This is a genomic window from Gilliamella sp. ESL0250, assembly GCF_013345045.1.
In the GTDB taxonomy this organism is placed as follows: domain Bacteria; phylum Pseudomonadota; class Gammaproteobacteria; order Enterobacterales; family Orbaceae; genus Gilliamella; species Gilliamella apicola_H.
In genome coordinates this window covers 200,252-225,183 of sequence record NZ_JAAEDV010000003.1, presented here as the reverse complement: position 1 = coordinate 225,183, position 24,932 = coordinate 200,252, and the positions used below count along the sequence as shown (strand labels likewise).

Annotated in this window: 40 protein-coding genes; 3 read left to right on the top strand and 37 right to left on the bottom strand. The window is 38.3% G+C overall.

Going from position 1 to position 24,932, the window contains the following annotated elements; genetic code table 11:
- Positions 1 to 18: 18 nt before the first annotated feature.
- The 33 genes from rpsD to iscR all read right to left on the bottom strand — a co-directional run bounded on the left by rpsD (position 19) and on the right by iscR (position 17,925).
- Positions 19 to 639, bottom strand: a complete 621-nt coding sequence (gene rpsD, locus GYY69_RS04300) for a 30S ribosomal protein S4 (protein ID WP_065567150.1) — start codon at positions 637 to 639, stop codon at positions 19 to 21.
- Positions 640 to 680: 41 nt separating this feature from the next.
- A complete protein-coding gene (rpsK, locus tag GYY69_RS04295; RefSeq protein WP_025314405.1) occupies positions 681 to 1,070 on the bottom strand; it encodes a 30S ribosomal protein S11 in 390 nt (129 codons plus the stop codon).
- A gap of 15 nt (positions 1,071 to 1,085) precedes the next feature.
- Entirely contained in the window at positions 1,086 to 1,442 is a 357-nt protein-coding gene (rpsM, locus tag GYY69_RS04290; RefSeq protein WP_065638313.1) for a 30S ribosomal protein S13, read from the bottom strand.
- Positions 1,443 to 1,611: 169 nt separating this feature from the next.
- Positions 1,612 to 1,725: a 50S ribosomal protein L36 gene (gene rpmJ, locus GYY69_RS04285; RefSeq protein ID WP_025314403.1), complete on the bottom strand. Its 114-nt coding sequence runs from the start codon at positions 1,723 to 1,725 to the stop codon at positions 1,612 to 1,614.
- 26 nt (positions 1,726 to 1,751) lie between these two features.
- Positions 1,752 to 3,092: a preprotein translocase subunit SecY gene (gene secY, locus GYY69_RS04280; protein ID WP_174796560.1), complete on the bottom strand. Its 1,341-nt coding sequence runs from the start codon at positions 3,090 to 3,092 to the stop codon at positions 1,752 to 1,754.
- Between the two features lie 8 nt (positions 3,093 to 3,100).
- Positions 3,101 to 3,535 carry a 50S ribosomal protein L15 gene (gene rplO, locus GYY69_RS04275; RefSeq protein ID WP_065567153.1) on the bottom strand — a complete coding sequence of 145 codons (435 nt, stop codon included), beginning with the start codon at positions 3,533 to 3,535 and terminating at the stop codon, positions 3,101 to 3,103.
- A gap of 5 nt (positions 3,536 to 3,540) precedes the next feature.
- The gene (gene rpmD / locus GYY69_RS04270; RefSeq protein WP_025314400.1) at positions 3,541 to 3,720 is read right to left on the bottom strand and encodes a 50S ribosomal protein L30; all 180 of its coding nucleotides are present in this window, start codon (positions 3,718 to 3,720) and stop codon (positions 3,541 to 3,543) included.
- A 6-nt stretch (positions 3,721 to 3,726) separates the two neighbouring features.
- On the bottom strand, positions 3,727 to 4,227 hold the full coding sequence (gene rpsE, locus GYY69_RS04265) for a 30S ribosomal protein S5 (protein WP_025314399.1): 501 nt from the start codon (positions 4,225 to 4,227) through the stop codon (positions 3,727 to 3,729).
- A 14-nt stretch (positions 4,228 to 4,241) separates the two neighbouring features.
- The gene (gene rplR, locus GYY69_RS04260) at positions 4,242 to 4,595 is read right to left on the bottom strand and encodes a 50S ribosomal protein L18 (RefSeq protein WP_025314398.1); all 354 of its coding nucleotides are present in this window, start codon (positions 4,593 to 4,595) and stop codon (positions 4,242 to 4,244) included.
- 9 nt (positions 4,596 to 4,604) lie between these two features.
- Positions 4,605 to 5,138: a 50S ribosomal protein L6 gene (rplF, locus tag GYY69_RS04255; RefSeq protein WP_065638311.1), complete on the bottom strand. Its 534-nt coding sequence runs from the start codon at positions 5,136 to 5,138 to the stop codon at positions 4,605 to 4,607.
- Positions 5,139 to 5,149: 11 nt separating this feature from the next.
- On the bottom strand, positions 5,150 to 5,542 hold the full coding sequence (rpsH, locus tag GYY69_RS04250) for a 30S ribosomal protein S8 (protein WP_065567155.1): 393 nt from the start codon (positions 5,540 to 5,542) through the stop codon (positions 5,150 to 5,152).
- 17 nt (positions 5,543 to 5,559) lie between these two features.
- Positions 5,560 to 5,865, bottom strand: a complete 306-nt coding sequence (gene rpsN, locus GYY69_RS04245; protein WP_025314395.1) for a 30S ribosomal protein S14 — start codon at positions 5,863 to 5,865, stop codon at positions 5,560 to 5,562.
- A gap of 11 nt (positions 5,866 to 5,876) precedes the next feature.
- Positions 5,877 to 6,416 (bottom strand): 50S ribosomal protein L5, encoded by a 540-nt coding sequence (gene rplE / locus GYY69_RS04240; RefSeq protein ID WP_065558584.1) that lies wholly within the window; start codon positions 6,414 to 6,416, stop codon positions 5,877 to 5,879.
- Positions 6,417 to 6,433: 17 nt separating this feature from the next.
- On the bottom strand, positions 6,434 to 6,748 hold the full coding sequence (gene rplX / locus GYY69_RS04235; RefSeq protein ID WP_065561017.1) for a 50S ribosomal protein L24: 315 nt from the start codon (positions 6,746 to 6,748) through the stop codon (positions 6,434 to 6,436).
- Positions 6,749 to 6,758: 10 nt separating this feature from the next.
- Entirely contained in the window at positions 6,759 to 7,130 is a 372-nt protein-coding gene (gene rplN / locus GYY69_RS04230; RefSeq protein WP_025314392.1) for a 50S ribosomal protein L14, read from the bottom strand.
- Between the two features lie 194 nt (positions 7,131 to 7,324).
- Positions 7,325 to 7,585, bottom strand: a complete 261-nt coding sequence (rpsQ, locus tag GYY69_RS04225; protein ID WP_034911151.1) for a 30S ribosomal protein S17 — start codon at positions 7,583 to 7,585, stop codon at positions 7,325 to 7,327.
- 1 nt (position 7,586) lies between these two features.
- Positions 7,587 to 7,778, bottom strand: coding sequence for a 50S ribosomal protein L29 (rpmC, locus tag GYY69_RS04220; RefSeq protein WP_034902373.1), 192 nt, complete (start codon positions 7,776 to 7,778; stop codon positions 7,587 to 7,589).
- Positions 7,779 to 8,189 carry a 50S ribosomal protein L16 gene (gene rplP / locus GYY69_RS04215; protein WP_034911153.1) on the bottom strand — a complete coding sequence of 137 codons (411 nt, stop codon included), beginning with the start codon at positions 8,187 to 8,189 and terminating at the stop codon, positions 7,779 to 7,781.
- A gap of 12 nt (positions 8,190 to 8,201) precedes the next feature.
- Positions 8,202 to 8,939 carry a 30S ribosomal protein S3 gene (gene rpsC / locus GYY69_RS04210; RefSeq protein ID WP_065638310.1) on the bottom strand — a complete coding sequence of 246 codons (738 nt, stop codon included), beginning with the start codon at positions 8,937 to 8,939 and terminating at the stop codon, positions 8,202 to 8,204.
- Between the two features lie 14 nt (positions 8,940 to 8,953).
- The gene (gene rplV / locus GYY69_RS04205) at positions 8,954 to 9,286 is read right to left on the bottom strand and encodes a 50S ribosomal protein L22 (RefSeq protein ID WP_034884235.1); all 333 of its coding nucleotides are present in this window, start codon (positions 9,284 to 9,286) and stop codon (positions 8,954 to 8,956) included.
- 13 nt (positions 9,287 to 9,299) lie between these two features.
- A complete protein-coding gene (gene rpsS, locus GYY69_RS04200; protein ID WP_024496505.1) occupies positions 9,300 to 9,578 on the bottom strand; it encodes a 30S ribosomal protein S19 in 279 nt (92 codons plus the stop codon).
- A gap of 19 nt (positions 9,579 to 9,597) precedes the next feature.
- On the bottom strand, positions 9,598 to 10,422 hold the full coding sequence (gene rplB / locus GYY69_RS04195; protein WP_065558580.1) for a 50S ribosomal protein L2: 825 nt from the start codon (positions 10,420 to 10,422) through the stop codon (positions 9,598 to 9,600).
- Between the two features lie 18 nt (positions 10,423 to 10,440).
- Complete coding sequence (rplW, locus tag GYY69_RS04190; RefSeq protein ID WP_034885052.1) at positions 10,441 to 10,743, bottom strand: 50S ribosomal protein L23; 303 nt, start codon at positions 10,741 to 10,743, stop codon at positions 10,441 to 10,443.
- Positions 10,740 to 11,342, bottom strand: a complete 603-nt coding sequence (gene rplD / locus GYY69_RS04185; protein WP_174796559.1) for a 50S ribosomal protein L4 — start codon at positions 11,340 to 11,342, stop codon at positions 10,740 to 10,742. Before rplD ends, rplW begins: the two co-directional genes overlap by 4 nt.
- Before the next feature lie 16 nt (positions 11,343 to 11,358).
- A complete protein-coding gene (rplC, locus tag GYY69_RS04180) occupies positions 11,359 to 11,985 on the bottom strand; it encodes a 50S ribosomal protein L3 (RefSeq protein ID WP_174796558.1) in 627 nt (208 codons plus the stop codon).
- A gap of 31 nt (positions 11,986 to 12,016) precedes the next feature.
- The gene (rpsJ, locus tag GYY69_RS04175; protein ID WP_006120582.1) at positions 12,017 to 12,328 is read right to left on the bottom strand and encodes a 30S ribosomal protein S10; all 312 of its coding nucleotides are present in this window, start codon (positions 12,326 to 12,328) and stop codon (positions 12,017 to 12,019) included.
- Positions 12,329 to 12,702: 374 nt separating this feature from the next.
- Entirely contained in the window at positions 12,703 to 13,041 is a 339-nt protein-coding gene (fdx, locus tag GYY69_RS04170; protein ID WP_065638308.1) for an ISC system 2Fe-2S type ferredoxin, read from the bottom strand.
- Positions 13,042 to 13,055: 14 nt separating this feature from the next.
- Complete coding sequence (hscA, locus tag GYY69_RS04165) at positions 13,056 to 14,915, bottom strand: Fe-S protein assembly chaperone HscA (RefSeq protein WP_174796557.1); 1,860 nt, start codon at positions 14,913 to 14,915, stop codon at positions 13,056 to 13,058.
- A 36-nt stretch (positions 14,916 to 14,951) separates the two neighbouring features.
- Positions 14,952 to 15,470: a Fe-S protein assembly co-chaperone HscB gene (gene hscB, locus GYY69_RS04160; protein ID WP_174796556.1), complete on the bottom strand. Its 519-nt coding sequence runs from the start codon at positions 15,468 to 15,470 to the stop codon at positions 14,952 to 14,954.
- 15 nt (positions 15,471 to 15,485) lie between these two features.
- Positions 15,486 to 15,809 (bottom strand): iron-sulfur cluster assembly protein IscA, encoded by a 324-nt coding sequence (iscA, locus tag GYY69_RS04155; RefSeq protein ID WP_065638305.1) that lies wholly within the window; start codon positions 15,807 to 15,809, stop codon positions 15,486 to 15,488.
- Entirely contained in the window at positions 15,809 to 16,195 is a 387-nt protein-coding gene (gene iscU, locus GYY69_RS04150; protein WP_065586702.1) for a Fe-S cluster assembly scaffold IscU, read from the bottom strand. Before iscU ends, iscA begins: the two co-directional genes overlap by 1 nt.
- Before the next feature lie 15 nt (positions 16,196 to 16,210).
- Positions 16,211 to 17,425: an IscS subfamily cysteine desulfurase gene (locus tag GYY69_RS04145; RefSeq protein ID WP_174796555.1), complete on the bottom strand. Its 1,215-nt coding sequence runs from the start codon at positions 17,423 to 17,425 to the stop codon at positions 16,211 to 16,213.
- A gap of 44 nt (positions 17,426 to 17,469) precedes the next feature.
- Positions 17,470 to 17,925 (bottom strand): Fe-S cluster assembly transcriptional regulator IscR, encoded by a 456-nt coding sequence (gene iscR / locus GYY69_RS04140; protein WP_065638303.1) that lies wholly within the window; start codon positions 17,923 to 17,925, stop codon positions 17,470 to 17,472.
- A 164-nt stretch (positions 17,926 to 18,089) separates the two neighbouring features.
- Between iscR and sltY the strand changes: the two genes are divergently transcribed.
- Together sltY and trpR are read left to right on the top strand one after the other, a co-directional pair.
- Positions 18,090 to 20,030, top strand: coding sequence for a murein transglycosylase (gene sltY / locus GYY69_RS04135; protein ID WP_174796554.1), 1,941 nt, complete (start codon positions 18,090 to 18,092; stop codon positions 20,028 to 20,030).
- Between the two features lie 11 nt (positions 20,031 to 20,041).
- On the top strand, positions 20,042 to 20,332 hold the full coding sequence (gene trpR / locus GYY69_RS04130; protein WP_202984945.1) for a trp operon repressor: 291 nt from the start codon (positions 20,042 to 20,044) through the stop codon (positions 20,330 to 20,332).
- Between the two features lie 45 nt (positions 20,333 to 20,377).
- Here the strand turns inward: trpR and robA are convergent, their stop codons facing one another.
- The 3 genes from robA to GYY69_RS04115 all read right to left on the bottom strand — a co-directional run bounded on the left by robA (position 20,378) and on the right by GYY69_RS04115 (position 22,744).
- Complete coding sequence (gene robA, locus GYY69_RS04125; RefSeq protein ID WP_174796552.1) at positions 20,378 to 21,295, bottom strand: MDR efflux pump AcrAB transcriptional activator RobA; 918 nt, start codon at positions 21,293 to 21,295, stop codon at positions 20,378 to 20,380.
- A gap of 95 nt (positions 21,296 to 21,390) precedes the next feature.
- A complete protein-coding gene (nfuA, locus tag GYY69_RS04120) occupies positions 21,391 to 21,966 on the bottom strand; it encodes a Fe-S biogenesis protein NfuA (RefSeq protein ID WP_174796594.1) in 576 nt (191 codons plus the stop codon).
- A 106-nt stretch (positions 21,967 to 22,072) separates the two neighbouring features.
- Positions 22,073 to 22,744, bottom strand: coding sequence for a phosphoribosyltransferase family protein (locus GYY69_RS04115; RefSeq protein WP_174796551.1), 672 nt, complete (start codon positions 22,742 to 22,744; stop codon positions 22,073 to 22,075).
- Positions 22,745 to 23,020: 276 nt separating this feature from the next.
- Here GYY69_RS04115 and GYY69_RS04110 point away from each other — a divergent pair, with 276 nt between their 5' ends.
- Positions 23,021 to 23,587: a peptidylprolyl isomerase gene (locus GYY69_RS04110; RefSeq protein ID WP_174796550.1), complete on the top strand. Its 567-nt coding sequence runs from the start codon at positions 23,021 to 23,023 to the stop codon at positions 23,585 to 23,587.
- A 59-nt stretch (positions 23,588 to 23,646) separates the two neighbouring features.
- On the opposite strand, the gene pepB is transcribed toward GYY69_RS04110, so the two are convergent.
- On the bottom strand, positions 23,647 to 24,927 hold the full coding sequence (gene pepB, locus GYY69_RS04105; protein WP_174796549.1) for an aminopeptidase PepB: 1,281 nt from the start codon (positions 24,925 to 24,927) through the stop codon (positions 23,647 to 23,649).
- Between the last annotated feature and the right edge of the window lie 5 nt (positions 24,928 to 24,932).

Below are 24,932 nucleotides of genomic sequence, written 5' to 3'. Positions count from 1 at the left end.
TCTCTTAAGTGCTAAACTTTACTTAGAGTAAAGTTCGACGATCAAATGTTCGTTGATGTCAGCAGATAAATCTGAACGTTCTGGTAAGCGTTTAAACACACCTTCCATTTTGCTAGCATCAACTTCTAACCATGTTGGTTTTTCACGTTGTTCAGCTAACTCTAAAGCGGCTTTAATACGTGCTTGTTTTTTTGATTTTTCGCGAACACTAATCACATCTTCTGGTGAAACTTGATAAGATGCAATATTAACAACGCGACCATTAACAAGAACAGCTTTATGACTAACTAATTGACGGGCTTCAGCACGAGTCGCACCAAATCCCATGCGATAAACAACGTTATCTAAGCGACGTTCTAAAAGACCAAGTAGGTTTTCACCGGTATTGCCTTTAATACGCGCAGCGCTTTTATAGTAATTACGGAATTGACGTTCTAAAATTCCATAAATACGTCTAACTTTTTGTTTTTCACGTAACTGAACACCATAATCTGATAAACGCGGTTTACGCGCACCATGCTGTCCAGGAGCTTGTTCTAATTTACATTTACTATCAACCGCTCGGACGCCAGACTTAAGGAATAAATCTGTACCTTCACGACGACTTAATTTGAGTTTTGGTCCCAAATATCTTGCCATTTTATTTCTCCAATAATCCTAAACATTCAATGTTTAAAAAATTAAACACGACGTTTCTTTGGTGGACGACAACCGTTATGAGGAATCGGAGTAACATCAGTAATGTTAGTGATGCGATAACCCGCTGCATTTAATGCACGAATTGTTGACTCACGACCAGGACCAGGTCCTTTAACCATAACTTCTAGATTCTTAATTCCGTAATCTTTCACGGCTTCAGCACAACGTTCTGCGGCCACTTGAGCTGCAAACGGAGTTGACTTACGAGAGCCACGGAAACCAGAACCACCAGCGGTTGCCCAACCCAACGCATTACCTTGACGATCGGTAATAGTTACGATTGTATTGTTGAATGATGCATGAATATGAGCTATACCATCAGAAACTTGCTTTTTTACACGTTTACGTGTACGAACAGGTGTCTTTGCCATTTAATTATACCTCAATTATTTCTTGATTGGCTTACGCGGTCCCTTACGGGTACGAGCGTTAGTCTTTGTGCGTTGGCCACGGACCGGTAGTCCACGACGATGACGCATGCCACGATAACAACCAAGGTCTAATAAACGCTTGATACTCATAGTTACTTCACGACGTAAATCACCTTCAACTGTGAATTTAGCGACTTGTTCACGTAACGTTTCAATCTGATCTTCAGATAGTTCTCTGATCTTCACATGTTCAGGAATACCCGCTTGAGCACAAATAGTCTTAGCGCGAGTACTTCCAATTCCATAAATTGCTTGTAAAGCAATTACAGCATGTTGTTGATCAGGAATGTTAATGCCTGCTATACGGGCCACTATGCACTCCTTTATTGTTAATGTTTAGCGAATTCACCATACTGAAAAGCCCGTTTTCAGGATACTCAAACAGTGAACTCACAAATAAAACTAGGCTGGCTATTCTAGCCAGCTTTACTATACTTTGGCAAGAAAAATATGCAAAAGCGCAACTTTTCGGCTAAACAAATTAACCTTGACGTTGCTTGTGTTTACCTTCAACGCAAATAACACGAACAATGCCATTACGTTTAATAATTTTACAATTTCTGCATAATTTCTTGACTGAAGCACGAACTTTCATTTTTTTCTCCGTAACTTCTGGCTAACTTATCGACCGTAGCCTTTAAGGTTCGCTTTCTTTAACATTGACTCATAACGATTTGGTATCATTAAAGTCTGTACTTGTGCCATAAAATCCATGATTACAACAACAACAATTAATAAAGACGTTCCACCAAATTGAACAGGAACATTCATTGCGCTTGTCATAAACATTGGTACCAAACATACAAAAGTAATGTAGATTGCGCCAATTAGCGTTAAACGAGTCATTACTTTGTCGATATACTTAGATGTTTGTTCACCTGGGCGAATACCTGGAATAAATGCACCAGATTTTTTAAGCTGATCTGCTGTTTCTCTTGGATTGAAAACCAATGCTGTATAAAAGAAACAAAAGAAGACAATCGCTGCTGCAAAAAAGATTATGTATAATGGTTGCTCATGAGAAAAATATTGCCCAATAAGTACAATAATATATCTCCATCCTTCACCATCTCCTTGAAACCAAGAAGCCATCATAGACGGTAACATAGCAATTGTTGAGGCAAATATTGCTGGAATAACACCTGCCATATTAATCTTTAATGGTAAATGTGTACTTTGTGCCGCATAAACACGACGACCTTGCTGCCTTTGTGCATAGTTAACAACAATACGTCGTTGACCACGTTCAACAAACACAACAAAATAGGTTACACCTACCACCAATGCAGCAACTACTAATAATAAAATCGGATGCAATGAACCAGAACGAGCTTGTTCAATTGTTTCATATATTGCATGAGGTAGACCAGCCACGATACCCGCAAAGATAATGATGGAAATACCATTACCTACACCTCGCTCTGTGATCTGTTCACCTAGCCACATAAGAAACATAGTGCCAGTAACTAAGCTAACCGATGCAACAAAATAGAAAGAAAATCCTGGATTAATCACAACTTTCTCATAACCAGGAATATTTGGCAAACCAGTCGCAATACCAACTGCCTGTACAATTGCCAAAGCAAGCGTGCCATAACGAGTGTACTGACTAATTTTTTTACGACCTGATTCACCTTCTTTCTTCAATTCTGCTAGTTTAGGGCTAATTGACGTTAATAACTGCACAATAATTGACGCAGAAATATAAGGCATTATCCCTAAAGCAAAAATTGAAGCACGGCTTAAAGCACCACCAGAGAACATATTGAACATACCCACAATACCATTTGACGATGCTTGTGTTAGTAAGTCCGATAACGCTTTAGTATCAATACCAGGAACAGGAATGTAAGAGCCAAGACGAAAAACAATAAGTGCTAAAAGCACAAACATCAAACGTCTTTTAAGCTCACCACTACCACTTCGTGCACTTTGAAAATCTAATCCTGGTTGCTTTGCCATCTTTCTAATTATTCCTCAATTTTTCCGCCAGCAGCTTCAATTGCAGCTTTAGCACCTTTAGTTACCCGAATACCACGAACAGTTACTGGTTTAGTTACCTCACCAGATAACATAATTTTTGCATATTCGATATGTGAATTAATCACATTAGCAACTTTCAAGCTATTTAGGTCAACAATATCGCCTTCGACTTTCATCAAATCAGAAAGACGAACTTGAGCTGTAACTAGAGCTTTACGTGAGGTAAAACCAAATTTTGGTAAACGACGATATAAAGGCATTTGACCACCTTCAAAGCCGCGACGAACGCCACCGCCTGAACGAGATTTTTGACCTTTAACACCACGAGTACCGGTTTTACCTAGTCCAGAACCGATTCCTCGGCCTAAACGTTTTGGTGCATGCTTTGAACCTTCCGCAGGAGATAAAGTATTTAAACGCATTACTATTACTCCTCTACTTTAACCATGTAATAAACTTGGTTTACCATACCGCGAATAGCCGGAGTATCCTCACGCTCAACAGTATGACCAATGCGACGTAATCCAAGACCAACTAACGTCGCTTTGTGCTTCGGTAGACGACCAATAGAACTACGAGTCTGTGTAATTTTAATTGTTTTTGCCATGGTTAATTACCCCAAAATTTCTTCGACGGTTTTACCACGTTTAGCAGCAACCATTTCGGGTGATTTCATATTTTCTAAGCCATCAATCGTTGCACGAACCACATTAATTGGGTTAGTAGAACCATATGCTTTAGCTAGAACATTACGAACACCAGCAACTTCTAAAACGGCACGCATTGCACCACCAGCGATAATACCAGTACCTTCTGATGCTGGTTGCATATAAACACGAGAACCTGTGTGAGCACCTTTAACTGGATGCTGTAATGTATCGTTATTTAATGCAACATTGATCATATTGCGACGTGCTTTTTCCATTGCTTTTTGAATTGCTGCTGGCACTTCACGTGCTTTACCATATCCAAAACCTACGCGGCCATTACCGTCACCAACAACTGTTAGTGCAGAAAAACTAAAAATACGACCACCTTTTACGGTTTTAGAAACTCGGTTAACTGCGATTAGTTTTTCCTGCAGTTCACCAGCTTGTTTTTCGATGTTTGACATCTTTAACTCCTACCTTAGAACTGTAGGCCAGCTTCGCGAGCAGCATCTGCTAGCGCCTGAACTCGACCATGATATTGGAAACCTGAACGATCAAATGAAACTTCTTTGATATCTTTCGCTAATGCACGTTCAGCAATTGCTTTACCAACCGCCGCCGCTGCATCTTTGTTTCCGGTGTATTTTAAACTTTCACTGATAGCTTTTTCTAATGTAGAAGCAGCTGCCAGTACTTCTGATCCGTTTGGTGCGATAATCTGCGCATAAATATGACGCGGAGTGCGATGAACCACTAAGCGAGTTGCAAGTAGTTCATGCATCTTGCGACGCGCTTTAGTTGCACGACGGATACGAGCTGATTTCTTATCCATAGTGTTACCTTACTTTTTCTTAGCTTCTTTAGTACGCACAACTTCATCTGCGTAACGAACACCTTTACCTTTATAAGGCTCAGGACGACGATAAGCACGGATATCAGCAGCTACTTGTCCAATTAACTGTTTATCAGCACTTTTTAGCACGATTTCAGTTTGAGAAGGACATTCAGCTGTTACACCTGCAGGTAATTGATGTTCAATTGGATGTGAATATCCAAGAGATAAACCAATTGCATTACCTTTAACTTGTGCACGATAACCGACACCAACTAGCTGAAGTTTTTTAGTAAAACCTTCAGTAACACCAATAACCATTGCGTTAATCAATGCGCGAGCAGTACCTGCTTGAGCCCAAGCATCTGCAAAACCATCACGAGGAGCAAATTTAATTTGACCTTCTTCTTGATTAATCACAACCGCATTATTTATTGTGCGAGATAACTCGCCATTTTTACCTTTAATCGTAATTACCTGACCATTGAGTTTTACCTCTACGCCAGCAGGAACAACGACAGGTGCTTTTGCAACACGAGACATCTTTTTCTCCCTTACGCTACGTAGCAGATAATTTCACCACCAAGACCTGCTTGGCGTGCTGCACGATCAGTCATAACACCTTTAGAAGTAGAAACAACTGCGATACCTAGTCCAGCCATAACTTTTGGTAATTCATCTTTACGTTTATAAATACGTAAACCTGGACGGCTAACACGTTTGATACTTTCTACAACAGCTTTGCCTTGGAAATATTTTAAAGTAATTTCCAATTCTGGCTTAGTGTCACCAACAACTTTATAGTCCCCGATATAACCTTCTTCTTTTAGCACATTGGCAATAGCCACTTTCAGCTTAGAGGAAGGCATGGTGACTGCAACTTTATTCGCAGATTGACCATTACGAATACGGGTCAACATATCTGCTATAGGATCTTGCATGCTCATCTATAACACTCCCCTGATTACCAACTTGCCTTTTTAAGACCAGGAATCTCACCACGCATGGCTGACTCACGAACCTTAATACGACTTAAACCAAACTTACGAAGGACGCCATGAGGACGACCAGTTTGACGACAACGACGACGTTGACGTGATGGACTAGAATCACGAGGAAGCGTTTGCAATTTAAGCACTGCATTCCAACGATCTTCATCTGATGCATTAAGATCAGAGATAATCGCTTTTAATTCTTGACGCTTTGCAAAATATTTTTCTGCTAGCTTTACGCGTTTTTTATCGCGTTCAATCATTGATTGTTTAGCCATTATGCCCTACCTTACTTACGAAATGGGAAGTTAAAGGCAGATAATAAAGCTCGGCCTTCTTCATCTGATTGTGCACTTGTTGTGATAGTAATATCTAAACCACGAACACGATCAACTTTATCATAATCGATTTCAGGGAAAACGATTTGCTCACGAACACCCATGCTATAGTTACCACGACCATCAAAAGATTTTGCGCTTAAACCACGAAAATCTCGAGTACGAGGAAGAGCAATATAAACTAGACGTTCAAAAAATTCCCACATACGTTCGCCACGTAAAGTGACTTTACAACCAATAGGATACCCTTGACGGATTTTAAAACCAGCAACTGATTTGCGTGCTTTAGTGACAAGCGGTTTTTGACCACTGATTGCAGCTAAATCTGCAACCGCATTATCTAATAATTTCTTATCAGTAATTGCTTCACCCACACCCATATTCAAGGTGATCTTTTCGATCCGAGGGACTTGCATGACAGATTTGTAGCCAAACTGTTCTTGCAGTTTATTTACTACCTGTGCTTTGTAGTAATCATGCAGTTTCGCCATCGTACACTCCAAATTACTTAATTGATTAATTCATTAGTAGACTTATAAAAACGGACTTTTTTACCGTCTTCAATACGAAAGCCTACGCGATCTGCTTTGCCTGTAGCTGGGTTGAAAATTGCTACGTTAGAAACATTAATTGCTGCTTCTTTTTCAACAATTCCACCTTCTTGATTTAATGCAGGTACTGGTTTTTGATGTTTTTTCACCAAATTAATACCTTCAACAATCACTTTTCCTGTAGACAAAACGCTTTTTACTTTACCGCGTTTACCTTTATCTTTACCGGTTAACACGATAACTTCATCTTCTCGACGGATTTTCGCTGCCATTACCCGCTCCTTACAGTACTTCTGGTGCTAATGAAATGATCTTCATAAACTTCTCAGAACGAAGTTCACGAGTGACCGGTCCAAAAATACGCGTACCAATCGGTTGCTCACTGTTATTATTTAAAATAACACAAGCATTACGATCGAAACGAATGACAGATCCATCAGGACGACGAACACCTTTTCTAGTGCGCACTACAACAGCTTTAAGCACATCACCTTTTTTAACTTTACCACGTGGAATTGCTTCTTTAATGGTAACTTTGATGATATCACCTACCGCTGCATAACGACGGTGCGATCCACCGAGAACCTTGATACACATTACGCTACGTGCGCCAGAGTTATCGGCAACATCTAGCCTAGTCTGTTCTTGGATCATTTTAATGCTCCGTATAAATAAATTATTGTCTAATCTACCTTCATCCACTTCAACTACCATGGATAAGAATAGACAACCAAAAACCCACTTACGTGAGGGCGGATAGTATAACACCACTCAAGTAAAATGGATAGCATAAAATAAACGGCCACTCAGCCGTTTATTATATTATGTACAGTTTTTAATCAAAAAGATTAGATAACTGCTTTTTCAACGATTCGAACAAGAGTCCAAGATTTGGTTTTTGATAATGGACGACACTCTTTAATTTCTACAGTATCCCCAATACCACACTCGTTGTTTTCGTCATGTACATGCAATTTAGTCGTACGTTTAATGAACTTACCATATAACGGATGCTTCACTTTACGTTCTATAGCTACAGTAATAGATTTATCCATTTTGTCGCTAATAACACGACCTTGCTGAGTACGAATTTTTACTTCAGTAGTCATATTACGCACCCGCCTTCTCAGTTAATAATGTTTTAACACGTGCAATATTACGACGCACTTGTTTTAACATATGAGTCTGTGTTAACTGACCTCCAGCTAATTGCATACGTAAGTTAAATTGCTCACGTAATAAATTAAGAAGTTCAGTATTTAACTCTTCAACGCTTTTTTCGCGTAGCTCTTTTGCTTTCATTTACATCACCGTCTTAATCACAAAGGTGGTTTTAATTGGCAGTTTTGCAGCTGCCAACGCAAATGCTTCACGAGCAACTTCTTCCGGTACACCGTCCATTTCATAAAGGACTTTACCTGGTTGAATCTGTGCAACCCAGTATTCAACGTTACCCTTACCTTTACCCATACGCACCGCAAGTGGTTTTTCGGTAATTGGTTTATCAGGGAAAACTCGAATCCAGATTTTACCTTGACGCTTAACTGCACGAGTCATTGCACGACGTGCCGCTTCGATCTGGCGCGCAGTCAAACGACCACGACCTACAGCCTTAAGACCGAATGTACCGAAACTAACATCAGTACTTACAGCTAGACCACGATTGCGGCCCTTGTGCACTTTACGGAATTTTGTACGCTTTGGTTGTAACATCAGCGACGCTCCTTATTGTTTTCGGCCTTTGCGCTGCTTTTTCGGTTGAGCAGCAGGTTGTTTTTCTGCTTGTTCAACGGCAGCCATACCACCAAGGATCTCACCTTTGAAGATCCACACTTTAACACCAATAATACCATAGGTAGTTAATGCTTCAGACAATCCATAGTCGATGTCAGCACGTAATGTATGTAAAGGCACACGTCCTTCACGATACCATTCACTACGAGCAATTTCAGCGCCGCCTAAACGACCACTTACTTCAACTTTGATACCCTTAGCACCCGCTTTCATTGCGTTTTGTACCGCACGTTTCATCGCACGACGGAACATAACACGGCGTTCTAACTGAGAAGTAATGCTATCAGCAACTAATTTTGCGTCTAGTTCTGGTTTACGAACTTCGGCAATATTAATTTGTACTGCAACATCACGTTTCTCTTTTTTGTCTTTATATTTATTGACAATAGAAGCTACGGCATTACGTAATTTTTCAACGTCCTCACCTTTTTTACCAATCACAATACCCGGACGAGCAGTGTGAATAGTAATGCGAACGTTAGTTTCTGCTGAACGATCGATCACAATTTTAGAGATTGATGCTTGTGCTAATTCTTTGTTCAAGAATTGACGCACTCTAAAATCACTTTCTAAATTATCAGCGAATGTCTTTGTACCCGAATACCATGTAGATGTCCAAGGCTTGACAATGCCTAATCGGATACCATTTGGATTTACTTTTTGACCCATTGCTATTCTCCAGCCTAGCGATCTGAGACGATCACGGTGATGTGACTCGTACGCTTCAAAATTCGATCTGCGCGACCTTTCGCACGAGGCATAATACGCTTCATGGTTGGGCCTTCGTCTACGAAAATTTTCGCAACTTTTAGATCATCAATATCAGCACCATCGTTATGCTCTGCATTAGCAATAGCAGACTCTAATACTTTTTTAACAAGTACAGCCGCTTTTTTATTGGTGTACGTTAAAATATCTAGTGCCTGAGACACTTTCTTACCGCGAACAAGATCTGCAACTAAGCGAACTTTTTGTGCAGAAGAACGAGCGTGGCGGTACTTTGCAATTGTTTCCATCTCTTTCTCCTACTTATTTCTTCTTAGCTTTCTTATCAGCTGCGTGACCGCGATAAGTACGAGTCGGCGCGAATTCACCCAATTTATGACCAACCATTTCGTCGGAAACATAAACTGGAACGTGCTGACGACCATTATGGACAGCGATGGTCAATCCGATCATATTAGGAAAGATCGTTGAACGACGGGACCAAGTACGAATTGGTTTCTTGTCCCCGCTTTCCACCGCTTTCTCTACCTTCTTCAGCAAGTGTAGGTCAATGAAAGGACCCTTCTTGAGAGAACGTGGCATAGCTAATCCTCTATATTAATTATTTCTTATTGCGACGGCGAACAATATACTTATCAGTACGTTTGTTGCTACGCGTTTTCAATCCTTTGGCTTTTTGACCCCATGGAGACACAGGATGTTTACCAAAGTTACGACCTTCACCACCACCATGTGGATGGTCTACCGGGTTCATTGCTGTACCGCGAACAGTAGGACGAACACCACGCCAACGCGTTGCACCCGCTTTACCTAATACACGAAGCATATGCTCTGAATTACCCACTTCACCAATAGTAGCACGGCAATCAGATAATACTTTACGCATTTCACCTGAACGCAAACGCAATGTTACATATGCACCATCACGCGCAACGATTTGAACATAACTACCAGCAGAGCGAGCAAGTTGTCCGCCTTTACCTGGTTTCATTTCAATATTATGCACGGTAGAACCGACTGGGATGTTGCGCATTGGTAAACAGTTACCTGTTTTAATTGATGCGTCAACGCCAGATTGGATCTGATCACCTGCTTTTAAGCCTTTAGGCGCTAAAATATAACGACGTTCACCGTCTTTATATAAAACTAATGCAATATTTGCACTACGATTCGGATCGTATTCCAAACGTTCAACAACTGCTGGAATACCATCTTTATTGCGCTTAAAGTCGACAATACGATAATGTTGTTTATGACCACCACCAATATGACGGGTAGTGATTCGACCATTATTATTGCGACCACCAGTTTTGCTTTTTGAATCAAGCAACGGTGCATAAGGCTTACCTTTATGCAACTCTGGGTTAACCACTTTAACAACGTGGCGACGACCCGGAGATGTAGGTTTACACTTAACAACTGCCATTGTTCTTACTCCTCCGAATTACTCAGCGACGCCAGCAAGGTCTAAATTTTGACCTTCTGCTAAAGTAACGTAAGCTTTTTTCCAGTCGCTACGGCGACCGATTTGTTGACCACGACGTTTAACTTTACCTTTAACAACAAGGGTATTAACGTCATCTACTTTAACTTCAAATAGTTGTTCAACTGCGGCTTTAATCTCTCTCTTAGTAGCATCTTTAGCAACTTTCAATACTAATGTATTTGTTTTTTCCATTGAAATAGATGCTTTTTCAGAAACATGTGGTGCTCGCAGGACTTTAAGCAGACGCTCTTCACGAATCATGCTAACATCTCCTCTACTTGTTTAACGGCATCAACAGTGATAACCACTTTGTCAAATGCAATCAAACTAACTGGATCAATACCTGCCACATCACGCACATCAACTTTATGCAAGTTACGTGCTGCTAAGAAAAGATTTTCATCAACTTCAGAAGCGATAATAAGAACATCGTTAAGGTTCATATCACTTAATTTCTGAGTTAATAATTTAGTCTTAGGTGCTTCAACAGTAAATGTTTCAACCACAACTAAACGTTCTTGACGCACTAATTCAGAGAAAATACTCTTTAATGCACCACGATACATTTTACGGTTAACTTTTTGGCTATGATCTTGCGGTTTTGCTGCAAATGTTACACCACCACTGCGCCAAATTGGGCTCTTAACAGAACCTGAACGAGCACGACCTGTGCCTTTTTGACGCCATGGTTTTTTGCCTGAACCAGCGATTTCTGCACGAGTTTTTTGTGCGCGTGAGCCTTGACGAGCAGCAGATGCATAAGCAACAACTACTTGGTGAACTAACGCTTCATTAAACTCACGTCCGAAGGTAGTTTCGGAAACAGAAAGCGCTTGCGCGTCTTTTACTACTAATTCCATCTCTATCTCCTCGACGTTAAGCCTTGATTGCCGGTTTAACAATTACGTCACTATTGATTGCGCCAGGAACTGCACCTTTAATTAATAAAAGATTACGTTCAGCATCAACACGCACAATATCTAAGTTTTGAACGGTTACACGTTCATTACCTAGGTGACCTGCCATTTTACGACCTTTAAACACTTTACCCGGAGTTTGGTTTTGACCAATAGAGCCATGACCACGGTGTGCCAAAGAGTTACCATGAGTTGCATCTTGTGTACGGAAATTCCAACGCTTAGTGACGCCAGCAAAACCTTTACCTTTAGATATTCCAGTAACATCAACTTTTTTAACGTCTGTGAAAATATCAACGTTAATACTTTGACCTACAGTAAATTCGCCTTCTTCAAAACGGAATTCCCATAGACCACGACCAGCTTCAACGCCAGCCTTAGCGAAATGACCTGCTTCAGGTTTGTTTACGCGGCTTGCTTTTTTACTGCCAGTAGTAACCTGAATAGCTTGATAACCATCATTCTCAAGGGTTTTTACTTGAGTAATACGGTTGCTTTGAACTTCTACTACGGTGACAGGAATAGAAACACCTTCTTCGGTGAAGATACGTGTCATTCCTACTTTACGACCGATTAAACCAATCATTGTTTCGACCTCTCAATCATTCAGCTTAGGATTAACCTAAACTGATCTGCACATCAACACCGGCAGCAAGATCTAGACGCATTAAAGCATCAACTGTTTTTTCAGTTGGCTCAACGATATCAACTAGACGTTTATGAGTGCGAATCTCGTATTGATCACGCGCATCTTTATTAACGTGCGGAGAAATCAATACAGTAAAACGCTCTTTGCGTGTCGGTAATGGAATAGGACCACGAACTTGCGCACCAGTGCGCTTCGCAGTTTCTACAATTTCAGCAGTTGATTGATCAATCAAACGATGATCAAACGCTTTTAACCGGATACGGATTCTTTGGTTCGACATGAGACCAGAGCTCCATTATTTAAAAGTTATAACAAAAGACTACTCCTCTTTCCCTGTTTCGATTGACAGGAGAGTGTAATCCGTTCTTTTTCGTAACCCCCAAATCGGGAGTATTGTTGATATAATTAGCTATTTTCTACATAACGATTATATCTTTTTATCATTTGCTTATATAAAGGCAATAAACAAAGTGGATGGATTATACCCCTTTAGTTAACTAACGGCAAGAAATAAATACAGATATTTGGGTTTAAAGATAAAGCGTTTTTTCTGGTTATTGATTTACAAACATCAAATTTCAATCAAATAACCAGATTTAAGATTAATTTTTATAGTGAACTATAATGGGTATCATTCGTCATTATGATAGCAAATTAATGATCTTCTTTGGCATGATTCAGGCTATATCTTGGAATCTCAACCTCTAGATCTTGATTCGTGACGCGAGCTTGGCAACTTAAACGGCTATGAGGTTCAACACCCCACGCTTTGTCTAACATGTCGTCTTCCTGCTCATCACTTTCTTCTAGAGAATCGAACCCTTTGCGAACAATACAGTGGCATGTAGAACAAGCACATGACATTTCACACGCATGCTCAATTTCAATATCATTGCGCAATGCCACTTCTAAAATAGATTCGCCTTCTTGCGCCTCAACAGTTTTTCCATCTGGGCAAAGATCGGCATTCGGTAAAAAAGTAATTTTTGGCATAATAATCTCGTTAGTTAAATATCATCAACTCTATGACCAGTTAAAGCATGACGAATAGACCTGTCCATTCGCTTGGCAGCAAAATCTTGTGTCAGGTTATCAACAATTTTTATTTGCTTTTCAATTGCGTAACTATTATCTGATTCACTCGCTACTTGTAATTGATGCTTAGCTGCTAAAATCAGGCTCAATTCCTTTTCATTTAATAAGTCAGCATCTTTATCTAAAGCGCTTTGTAAGCTTTCAAGTACTCTAGCTGCCTCAACTTTTTGTTCAGCAAGCATTCGAATCTGTTTATCTTGTTCTGCATTACTGATTGAATCTTGAATCATATCAGCAATTTCATTATCAGTTAATCCATATGAAGGTTTTACTTGGATAGTGGCTTCAATACCCGTTGATTTTTCCATTGCTGTAACATTTAATAAACCATCGGCATCAACTTGAAAAGTCACCCTAATGTGCGCACCACCGGCTGGCATTGGTGGAATACCTTGCAATGTAAAACGAGCCAACGATCGACAGTCAGCGACACTTTCACGTTCTCCTTGTAAAACATGAATCATCATCGCAGTTTGACCATCTTTAAAAGTGGTAAACTCTTGAGCCCTTGCACACGGAATCGTACTATTACGTGGAATGATTTTTTCAATCAATTCGCCCATGATTTCAATGCCTAACGACAATGGGATCACATCAAGCAATAACATATCCGAATCAGGTTTATTTCCAACCAAAATATCAGCTTGAATAGCTGCACCAATGGCAACTACTTTATCAGGATCAATAGATGTTAACGGATGTGTTTTGAAATAATGTCCCACTGATTGCCGTACTAATGGCACGCGAGTAGAGCCACCAACCATAACAACTTCAACCACTTCATCCACACTAATCTCTGCATCTTTTAACGCTCGGCGACAAACGGCCAAAGTACGTTTAACCAATGGCTCAATTAATTGTTGAAATTGCTGGCGGGTAATAGTCAATGACTGATTATCAAGCGACAATACAGCCGAATCTTGACGACTCAGTAAAATCTTTATTTCAGTCGCTTGGTTACTGATTTTTTGATTAATATAAGGGTCTATATTATTAACTAACCCTAATTCCCTCTTTATATAGTCAGCCAATAACCGATCAAAATCATCACCACCAAGTGCAGAATCACCACCGGTTGCTAGGACTTCAAAAACACCTTTATTTAAGCGCAAAATAGAAATATCAAAAGTACCACCACCTAAATCATAAACAGCGATAACACCTTCTTTTCCTGAATCTAAACCATAGGCAATAGCAGCAGCTGTGGGCTCATTGAGTAAACGCAATACATGCAAACCGGCTAACTTTGCAGCATCTTTCGTTGCTTGCCGTTGTGCATCATCAAAATAAGCTGGCACAGTAATAACTACACCATCAATTTCACCTTGCAAACTCTCTTTTGCCCGCTCAGATAAAGCGGTGAGAATTTCTGATGAAACTTGTATCGGATTGACTTGAACATTAGACAAGTTTAATAAAGGAACACCATTTTCAGTTTGCGAAAAAGTATAAGGAAAATACGATAAATCTATATCAGATAAACTTCGCCCCATTAATCGCTTAATAGAGCTGACAGTATTTTGCGGATCATTAACGGCATTGTCTTTAGCATTTTTTCCAATTGTAATAATAGGGTTATCATCATAATCAACACCATAATGCACAACGGATGGTAACAGTAAATTACCTTCTAAATCAGGTAATACCTCTGCTTTTCCGCTTCGAACCGTCGCTACTAATGAATTCGTTGTACCAAGATCAATCCCCACCGCAAGGCGACGCTGATGTGGTAGTGGAGTTTGCCCTGGTTCACTGATCTGTAATAATACCATTTAATCTATCTCTATCGATACGTTACTTATTTTAAATTATAAATCAAATTGCTTTTCTTGTAACTTTTCGATTTGTTCAATCAACCTAGCAAGATAGCGGATTTTATAGATCTGATTAAGTGCAGTTGACCAATCTTGATTAGCAATAAATTGTAATAATCCGTTATAAACAATATTCTGTCGCGCAACAACCTCAGCTTGAAAATCATCTAATAATTCAAAATTCCCTTTACTCTCGATTTCATCAAGCCTTTCACGTAAAACAAATTGCTCCATTAAAAAATCGGCATCATGAATAATATTTTGTTCAGTTGCCACATCAAAACCTTGTAGAGATAAAAAATACTCGGCAGCTTTGATTGGATTTTTTAACGTATGGTAACCATCATTAATGGTTGCTGATTTTTGAACAATTGCCACTTTATCATTATCGGTTGCAACGGCAAAATTATCTGGGTGATATTGCCTTTGCAATTGTTGATAACAAGTCGTTAGCTCAGCGGTATTCACCGGTAATTGAACCGGCAAATTAAATAGCTCAAAGTAATTAACCATAATTATTGTGTCCAATTACACATTAAAGCTTTCACCGCAACCGCATTCGTGTTGCACATTAGGATTATTAAACTTGAAACCTTCGTTTAATCCTTCTTTAACAAAATCAAGTTCAGTGCCATCAATATAGACTAAGCTCTTTTTATCCACGATAACTTTGACTTGTTTGTCTTCAAAGACACTATCATCATCATTAATCACATCGGCAAACTCTAAAACATACGCCATACCAGAACAACCGGATGTTTTAACACCTAATCGTAACCCAATACCTTTTCCTCGATTGGCAAGGAAAGCTTGGACACGATCAGCTGCGCTATTAGTCAATGTGATTGCCATTAGCGTTGTCCTTTTTTGGTTTTATAGTCTTCAATAGCTGCTTTAATTGCATCTTCCGCTAGTATCGAACAATGGATTTTTACTGGAGGTAAAGCAAGCTCCTTAGCAATATCCGTATTTTTGATCGCTCCTGCTTCGTCTAATGATTTACCTTTTATCCATTCTGTAACCAAGGAACTTGATGCAATTGCACTACCACAACCATAAGTTTTGAACTTAGCATCTTCAATAATCCCATTATCATTCACTTTGATTTGTAGACGCATCACATCGCCACACGCTGGCGCGCCAACCATACCGCTACCAACATTAGGATCATTTTGATCAAATGAACCAACATTACGTGGGTTTTCATAATGATCAACGACTTTTTCACTATATGCCATAATTTACTCCTAATTTTAATGTGCTGACCATTTAATTTTTGTTAAATCAATGCCATCTTTAAACATTTCCCAAAGTGGCGATAAATCTCTTAATTTTCCAATAGATTCTTTAATTAATTTAATAACATAATCAATTTCTTCTTCTTTGGTAAAACGGCCTATAGAAAAACGAATTGAACTATGCGCAAGCTCATCATTCAGACCTAATGCTCGAAGTACATAAGAGGGTTCCAAACTTGCAGATGTACAAGCTGAACCAGATGAAACGGCTAAATCTTTTAAAGCCATCATCAATGATTCACCTTCAATATAAGCAAAGCTCACATTTAAAATATTTGGCACACTATGTTCTAAAGATCCATTAAGATAGACTTCCTCAATATCTTTTAAACCATTCCATAAACGGTTTTTTAGGGCTAATAAGCGTGGCATTTCGGTTGCCATCTCTTCTTTAGCAATACGATATGCTTCGCCCATCCCTACAATTTGGTGTACAGGTAAAGTACCTGAGCGCATCCCACGTTCATGGCCACCACCGTGTATTTGTGCTTCAATGCGCACACGTGGTTTGCGTCTTACATAAAGCCCACCAATACCTTTTGGCCCATAAATCTTATGACCCGAAAATGACATTAAATCAACTTTTAAGTTGGTCACATCAATGGGCAATTTACCAACCGATTGTGTTGCATCAACATGAAAAACAATACCTCGCTCACGACACATCTCACCAATTTTTTCAATGTCTTGTATTACACCTGTTTCGTTATTAACATGCATAATTGATACAACGGTTGTATCACTGCGCATTGCTGCTGCAAGTTTATCTAGATCGAGTATACCATTAGATTCTGGTGCTAAATAAGTCACTTCATAACCTTCTCGCTCAAGTTGGCGACAAGTATCAAGCACAGCCTTGTGCTCAGTTTTACAAGTAATAAAGTGCTTACCTTTGGCTTGATTAAAATGAGCAGCACCTTTGATTGCTAAATTATCGGCTTCAGTTGCACCTGACGTAAAAACGATTTCACGAGAATCTGCTCCGATAAGATCGGCAATTTGATTACGTGCAATATCAACGGCTTCTTCCGCTTGCCAACCAAATTTATGGGAACGAGATGCTGGATTACCAAATATACCGTCTGGCGTTAAATATTGCATCATTTTTTCAGCAACTCTAGGATCTACGGGCGTTGTCGCTGCGTAATCCATATAAATAGGTAGTTTCATTAAGTACTCCCAATGACAAATTCTGTATTGTATATTGTATTTTATTAATTAATTTGAACGTGTTGTATATTACTTTGTCGACTAGCTACGGCTTTAACTTCTTTATTATTAACTAGTTCACTCAATGTAATGCTCGTTAAAAAGTCCTCAATTCGTTCACTTAAATCATTCCATAGTGTATGAGTTAAACACCTAACACCGCCTTGGCATCCATCTTGCCCGTGACATTTTGTTGCATGCACTGTCTCATCGACAGCTTTAACAATTGAACTAATAGCAATTTGATCCATAGAACGGCTCAGTATATAACCACCGCCAGGACCTCTGACACTCTGAACCAAACCATTTTTTCGTAATCGAGCAAACAATTGTTCCAGATAAGAAAGTGAAATTTCTTGACGCTCTGAAATATCAGCAAGTGATACCGGTCCTGAATCAGCGTGTAGAGCAACATCAAGCATTGCCGTCACCGCATATCGTCCTTTTGATGTCAGTTTCATTGATTATTCCCCTATATTTGTTAACGCTTATTGTATATATCCTCTTAATTTAGTCAAGTATTTAGTTGAGTGTTTTAGTAGGAATTAAGCGGTAGTTCATCATCGACGAATCATAGCTTAATATGCTAATCTAATAAAAATGAATTCTCATAGGGGGTTAAAGGATGAAATTAGTTTTACGTTATTTTTTAATAATAGGCCTACTGTTCACAAGTAACACTTACGCGACTGATTCTCAACAGGCGCTGAGAGAACATTATCAAAGATGGCTTAATTCTTATCAATCACTGACTTTTGAAGAACAGCAAACATTGCTCACTGCCATAAAAGATTATCCATTGTACCCTTATGCTGCCATACAGTTTTTTCAGAATAATATTAGATTAGTTTCACCACAAATGGTAAGTGATTTTGTCAAAAAATATAATGACTTTCCGCTAACAGCTTCATTAACGCAATCTTATCTAACGGAATTAAGCAATCGTCAAGATTGGAATACAATCGTTTCATTTCCCAAAGATAATTCCACACTCTCTAATTGTCGCTATCAATATGCATTGGTACAACAAGGAAATAACGAGGCGGCCTTTAGTGCTATTGAATCGCTTTGGATGACCGGTAAAGAACTTCCTTCTGCATGCGATCCATTACTCGACGCATGGGCTCAAGCAGGTAAGCGAACAGCTAATTTAGTACTATTACGTATTGAACTGGCTATTGAAGCAAATAATTTAAAATTAGCCAGACATCTAGCTAACTTACTTGATGACAACTACAAAACAACCAAAAGTCATTTACTTGCTGTACTTGATAATCCTAAAAAATTAGAAGCTTTTTCAAAAAATATTAAAGCTAGCCCTTTCACTAAAAAGATCGTTCTAGCATCATTTTCTCGCTTAGTAAAAGCAGATAGCAACTTAGCGGCATCGTTATTGCCAAAACTGGTTAAACAGCAAACGTTAAGTGAAGCTGAGCAAGTTGCATTACAAAAGAGTTTGGCTAACAACTACTTTAAAGATTCTGCAACTGATGAACAAATTAAATGGCGTGATAACTATATTGCCAAATATCATGATACTACATTAGTTGAAAAGCGCATCCGTCTTGCTATCGATGCCTATAACTTTACTGACATTGCCTATTGGCTAGCACAATTATCGCCGGAAGATAAATTGAAAGAAGAATGGCAATATTGGCAAGCTCGAGTATTACTCAATAAAAATCAAAAAAATGAAGCTAACCAAATTTTACAAACACTGACAACCAAACGTGGATTTTATGGTATGGTAAGTGCACAAACACTTAATCAACCTTATTCGCTCAATAACCAATCTAAAAAGATTACACCATCTGAAATATCAACACTAAAAACCAAATATGATAATCAACCCTATGTAAAAAGAATTAACGAATTATATTATTTTGGTATGGTATCAGAATCAAGCAACGAATGGCGATATATGTTAAATAAACAAACCAACAAAAATGAATATTTAGCATTAGCTCAATATGCCTTACAAAAAGGCTGGGGTGATCTTAGTATTCAAGCAACCATTGTTGGTAAGCTTTGGAATAACTGGACTGAACGTTTACCGATTATGTACAAGGACTTATATAACAATGCATTAAAAGATAAAGCGATTGCGTTATCTTATGCTTTAGCTATTTCTCGTCAAGAAAGTGCGCTGGATACCACTGCCAAATCCCCTGCTGGCGCCCGCGGACTTATGCAATTAATGCCAGCGACAGCAAAAGAAACCGCTAAAAAAGTTAATTCAGTCACTTATGTTTCATCGGGACAATTGTTTGATCCTAAAACAAATATAGAATTAGGTACTTCCTATTTAAACACTGTTTATCAACAAAATGAAAATAATCGTATATTGTCTTCAGCAGCTTATAATGCAGGCCCTAATCGTGTAAAAAGATGGCTTAATAATAGTCATGGAAAACTGGATGCTATTGCATTTATTGATAGCATACCATTTACCGAAACGCGTAATTATGTGAAAAATGTATTGGTATATGATTACATTTACCAAATAATCTTAGGGCAAAAAAATGTCAATATTCTTAATTCAAATGAATTTAATAAACAATATTAATGGTGATTATAATGAAAACTAACGAATGGAAACAGACAGTTGCAATATTACACCAAGCATTTAACGATGGTTATTCACTTGATATATTAAAATTATTAATGACCGCTGATGAACGCGATGCTTTAATTACTCGCGTCAAAATTGTACATTCATTACTTGATGGTTCAATCAATCAACGTCAACTAAAAGAGCAACTTGGGATAGGAATTGCAACTGTAACACGTGGATCGAACAGTCTAAAAGAAGTAACCCCAGAATTCAAAAAATGGTTAGAAAATATCTTGTTAAATTCAAATAATTAAATACATCAGTCAATATCTATTAACCGATTTTTATATCACACTATACTATAAATTGGATTGGATATTGACTTCACTTTCAGTAACAACCGGCACACAATAATCACACTCCATACGTGTGATATCCTTAACCGATTCGGCGGTGCCATCATGATGGTTATGATGAATTTCAATTACACAACTAGAGCTACGCAAACGCACTTTTAATGCTGGCATAGCGGCTAAATGCACTTGCGAAATAAAATCACTAAACTCATCAGGAGAGCCAATATATTTAAAACAAAGATACAAACCACCTTCACTCACAACCTGTTCAATACCTTCAAGATTATTATTATGATCTAAAGCAATGGTATAAAAAAGCTCTTGTTCATTAGCATTCTCTTTGCTTTTCAATATACGACTAAAAGCATAAATTTTATCTGGTAGATTTTCACATTTATGATTACAGCGGGATATATAATTATAAAAAAATTGCGATCTTAGTTTATTTTCTTCATCTAATAATTGGCTCAAATTACAATTATTCTTAAAGGTAATACCCCAAAAAGTTTGTTTTGGCATATTAATAAATTTTGGTTCAGGCAATGACAGCCTGTTTTTATTGAGCTCAATAGCTGGTGTTAGCCCTGTAGGATCCCAAAACTCCCCTCGCCGGTAGCTTGCTGGGGTTTCATTAAATTGTTTTTTAAAAGATCGGGTAAATGTTTGCTGGGAGTCAAAACGATATTGCATTGCAATATCTAAAATCGGTTTACTTGTCATACGTAAAGCAAGTGCAGCATACGTTAAACGGCGATGACGAATATAAGTACCAAGAACTTGGCCTGTGACTTCTTTAAACATACGTTGTAAATGCCACTTTGAATAACCTGATTTTTGTGCAACATGATCAATAGATAATGGTTGTTCCAAATTTTTTTCAATCCAAACGATAAGATCTGAAATAATACTCACTTGATTCATATAACCCCATCAGAATATCAAATGGCAAACGTCACCCGATTATGACTTAATCCCAGCAATAAGCAAGGCTTAAATAAAAATTATTTTCTTCATTTTTAGCAAAAAGAATGCGCTCCAGCTTGATGTTCAGTAATATCTTTTACACCAGCAAGTTCAGGAAACTCTGCCATTAATTGTTTTTCGATACCTTCTTTCAAAGTGTAATCAACCATTGAACAACCATTACATCCACCGCCAAATTGCAATATAACATAATTATCGTCGGTCAACTCAACTAAACTCACATGCCCGCCATGGCTGGCTAACTGAGGATTAACCTGCGCTTGAATTGCATAATTAACACGTTCAATAAGTGGTGCATCATCAGCCACTTTTTTCATTTTTGAATTTGGTGCTTTTAATGTTAACTGCGAACCTAACTCATCAGTCACATAATCAATAACCGTTTCCTCTAAAAATGGTGCACTCATTTCATCAATATAAACAGAAAAATCAGCAAACTTTTCTTCTATGTCGCTATCTTCTACAGTATCAGCCGGACAATACGAAACACCACATTCTGCGCTTGGCGTACCGGGATTCATAACAAAGACCCGAATTTGTGTTCCTTCAGGTTGATTAGCAAGCAATTTTTTAAAATGCTGTTGAGCTGACTCAGAAATAGTGATAATAGACATAATCCCTCACTTTAATGTAATTAGGTAATAAACAGACCTAATATCATTGATAATAATAGTTGACTAACTTTCTTGGTTATTATAGGGGTTGTTCAGGATTTTACAATACTGTACGACATAAACAAACTACATGAACACTTGTTGCACCACATTTTTTTAGTTGCTGACTAATAGCATTAATCGTATTACCAGTTGTAACGATATCGTCAATAAGCATGACCGATTTGTGAGAAAGATCTTGGTGGCACATAAAAAGTGTTTCGACATTAGCGATTCGTTCGGTAAGCGATAGATTTTTTTGATCTTGCATAGTTGGCTGTCGAGATAACAAATAAGGAGAAAAGTCACGATTTAACCATCTTGCAATCGGTTTTGCTAATAACTCAGCTTGATTAAAACCACGAGACCAATAACGAATATGGTGCAATGGCACACAAGTGACCAAATCAGGTTTAATTAAAGCATCGACTTCTCGCCGTTGATACCAAGCTAAAAACATCAATCTTGCCAATGCCGTATTCAGTTCAATTTTTCTATAGAACTTTAAATGATGAATCAATTTTTTTAGTGGATTAATATATTCAGAAACAGCAATAAGCTCATCCCAGTATGGTTTCTTTGCACGGCACCGATAACATATATCTGTTGATAAAGAATGCGGCAAACAGCACTGATGACAGACCTTATTAAATTTAGGTAAATTTTTAACGCATTGACAACAAATACCCTGATGAGGCAAAGATAAAGGCATATCACACAAAATACACCGCATAGGATCCTATATACTTATTGGTAAAAAAGTTTCAGGTAACTTGACGTTACAATATAAAAATTAAATTCATAAAAAACCATTTTTTATAACTCCTGACTTTTGCTTTTCTTATCAAGCAAGACCAATATAATAAGCAAATCCATCTTATAACTGCACACAATTAAATACTTCTACGATCGACAACACAAAAAATTATCTGATTTTTCATAATAGTTATTTATAATAATCAAATATTCGGTATAATCAGCCTCCCTCCTAGGTTCAAGGAATTAATATATGAAAAAAATCAAACTATTATTTATTACAATATTACTAACTTTGCTTTCTACCGTTGCTTTAGCAGACACCAAAGTATTATTACAAACCAGCATGGGCGACATTGAAATTGAACTAGATAGCGAACATGCCCCAATTACCACTAAAAATTTTCTTGATTATGTCAATAGTGGCTTCTATGAGAATTTAACTTTCCATCGCGTCATTCCTGGATTTATGATTCAAGGTGGTGGTGCTGATGATCAACTCAAATTCAAAGACAATAACCCACCCATTAAAAATGAAGCAGATAACGGCTTAAAAAATGATCGCGGCACCATTGCAATGGCAAGAACCAGTGAAGTAAATAGTGCAACTAGCCAATTTTTTATCAACGTAGTCAATAATGATTTTCTTAATTACCAATCTCCAGAAAGGTACGGTTATGCGGTGTTTGGTAAAGTGATTAAAGGTATGGAGGTTGTTGACAAAATTGTTAATGTACCAACTAAACGTATGGGTCCACATAGAGATGTTCCTGTTGAACCAATTTATATTAAAAAAGTTGCTGTTATTAAAAATAACTAAACAATATTTACTTATTTAAAAAAAATAAAAAACCACTTTTTCAAGTGGTTTTTTCAATATTATTTAAGCTGACAAAGTAAATTAGCAATTGTCCTCACCCCAATTCCCGTTGCGCCTGTTGCCCATAATGCTGTAGCGCTTTTACGGAATGTTGCGGAGCAATCAACATGTAACCAGTTTTGTTGATAGTTTTTAATAAAATGTGATAAAAAAGCTGCGGCAGTACTCGCACCAGCGGTATTCGGTAAACCTGAATTTGCCATATCGGCAAACGATGACGGAAATTGAGAACGGTGAAATTCGGCTAATGGTAATCGCCAGAAAGCTTCATGTTCCATATCGCTACTCACTAACAGTTGATTAGCGAAGCTATCGTCAAAAGAGAGCAAGGATTGATAATCGTTCCCCACTGCAATTTTAGCAGCACCTGTTAACGTTGCGCAGTCAATAATATAATGAGGTTTGTCATTATCAGCACAAATCAGGCCATCCGCTAATACTAAACGCCCTTCGGCATCGGTGTTATCAACTTCAACTGTTTTACCATTACGATAACGAATAATATCGCCAAGTTTAAAGGCATTGCCACTGACTAAATTATCGGCACAACATAAATAGAGTTTGATCCGATGATGTAGCCCTCGTGCAATCGCTAGCGCTAAAGCTCCCGTTACTAATGCAGCACCGCCCATATCTGAACGCATTGATTCCATAAAGCTACTTGGTTTTAAACTATAACCGCCCGAATCAAACGTAATCCCCTTGCCAACTAAACAAGCAGTAATCGGTGCGTTAGGGTCTTTAGTGGGATTATAATCAAGCTCAAGTAACGTAGCCGGCCTATCTGACCCCTTACCTACCGTATAAATCCCCATATAATCGCGCTCTTTTAAAGCCTCGCCTGAAATGATGTTATAAGTGATATCAGCTGAATAGGCACTGACCAATTTTGCACTTTGTGTTGCTAGTGCTAACGGACTTAATGTTTCGGCTTGCTCATTAACAATGTCCCGACACCAATCAATAATCGCTAAGCGATGTTTTAATTCTTGCTTATCTTTGCTATTGAGTTTTGGCCAAGTTACCTTGGTGCTTTTTTTGGCATTACGATAACCTAACCAAAAATGCCAACAAGCCTCAAGATCCCAGTTTTCGCCACTTAGTTTAACCAAATTTATTCCTTGCTGATCAAGTTTTCTTCCCGCACGTTGAATCGCCCCTAAGCGATGCTCCGGTTTATAGTGAATAGTAATTGTATCGTTCGAAAAACTCAGCAGTGCATCTTTTCCCCATTGCGTTGGCGCAGCTTTATCAGAAAGTAAAACAGATAACATCGACATAATAA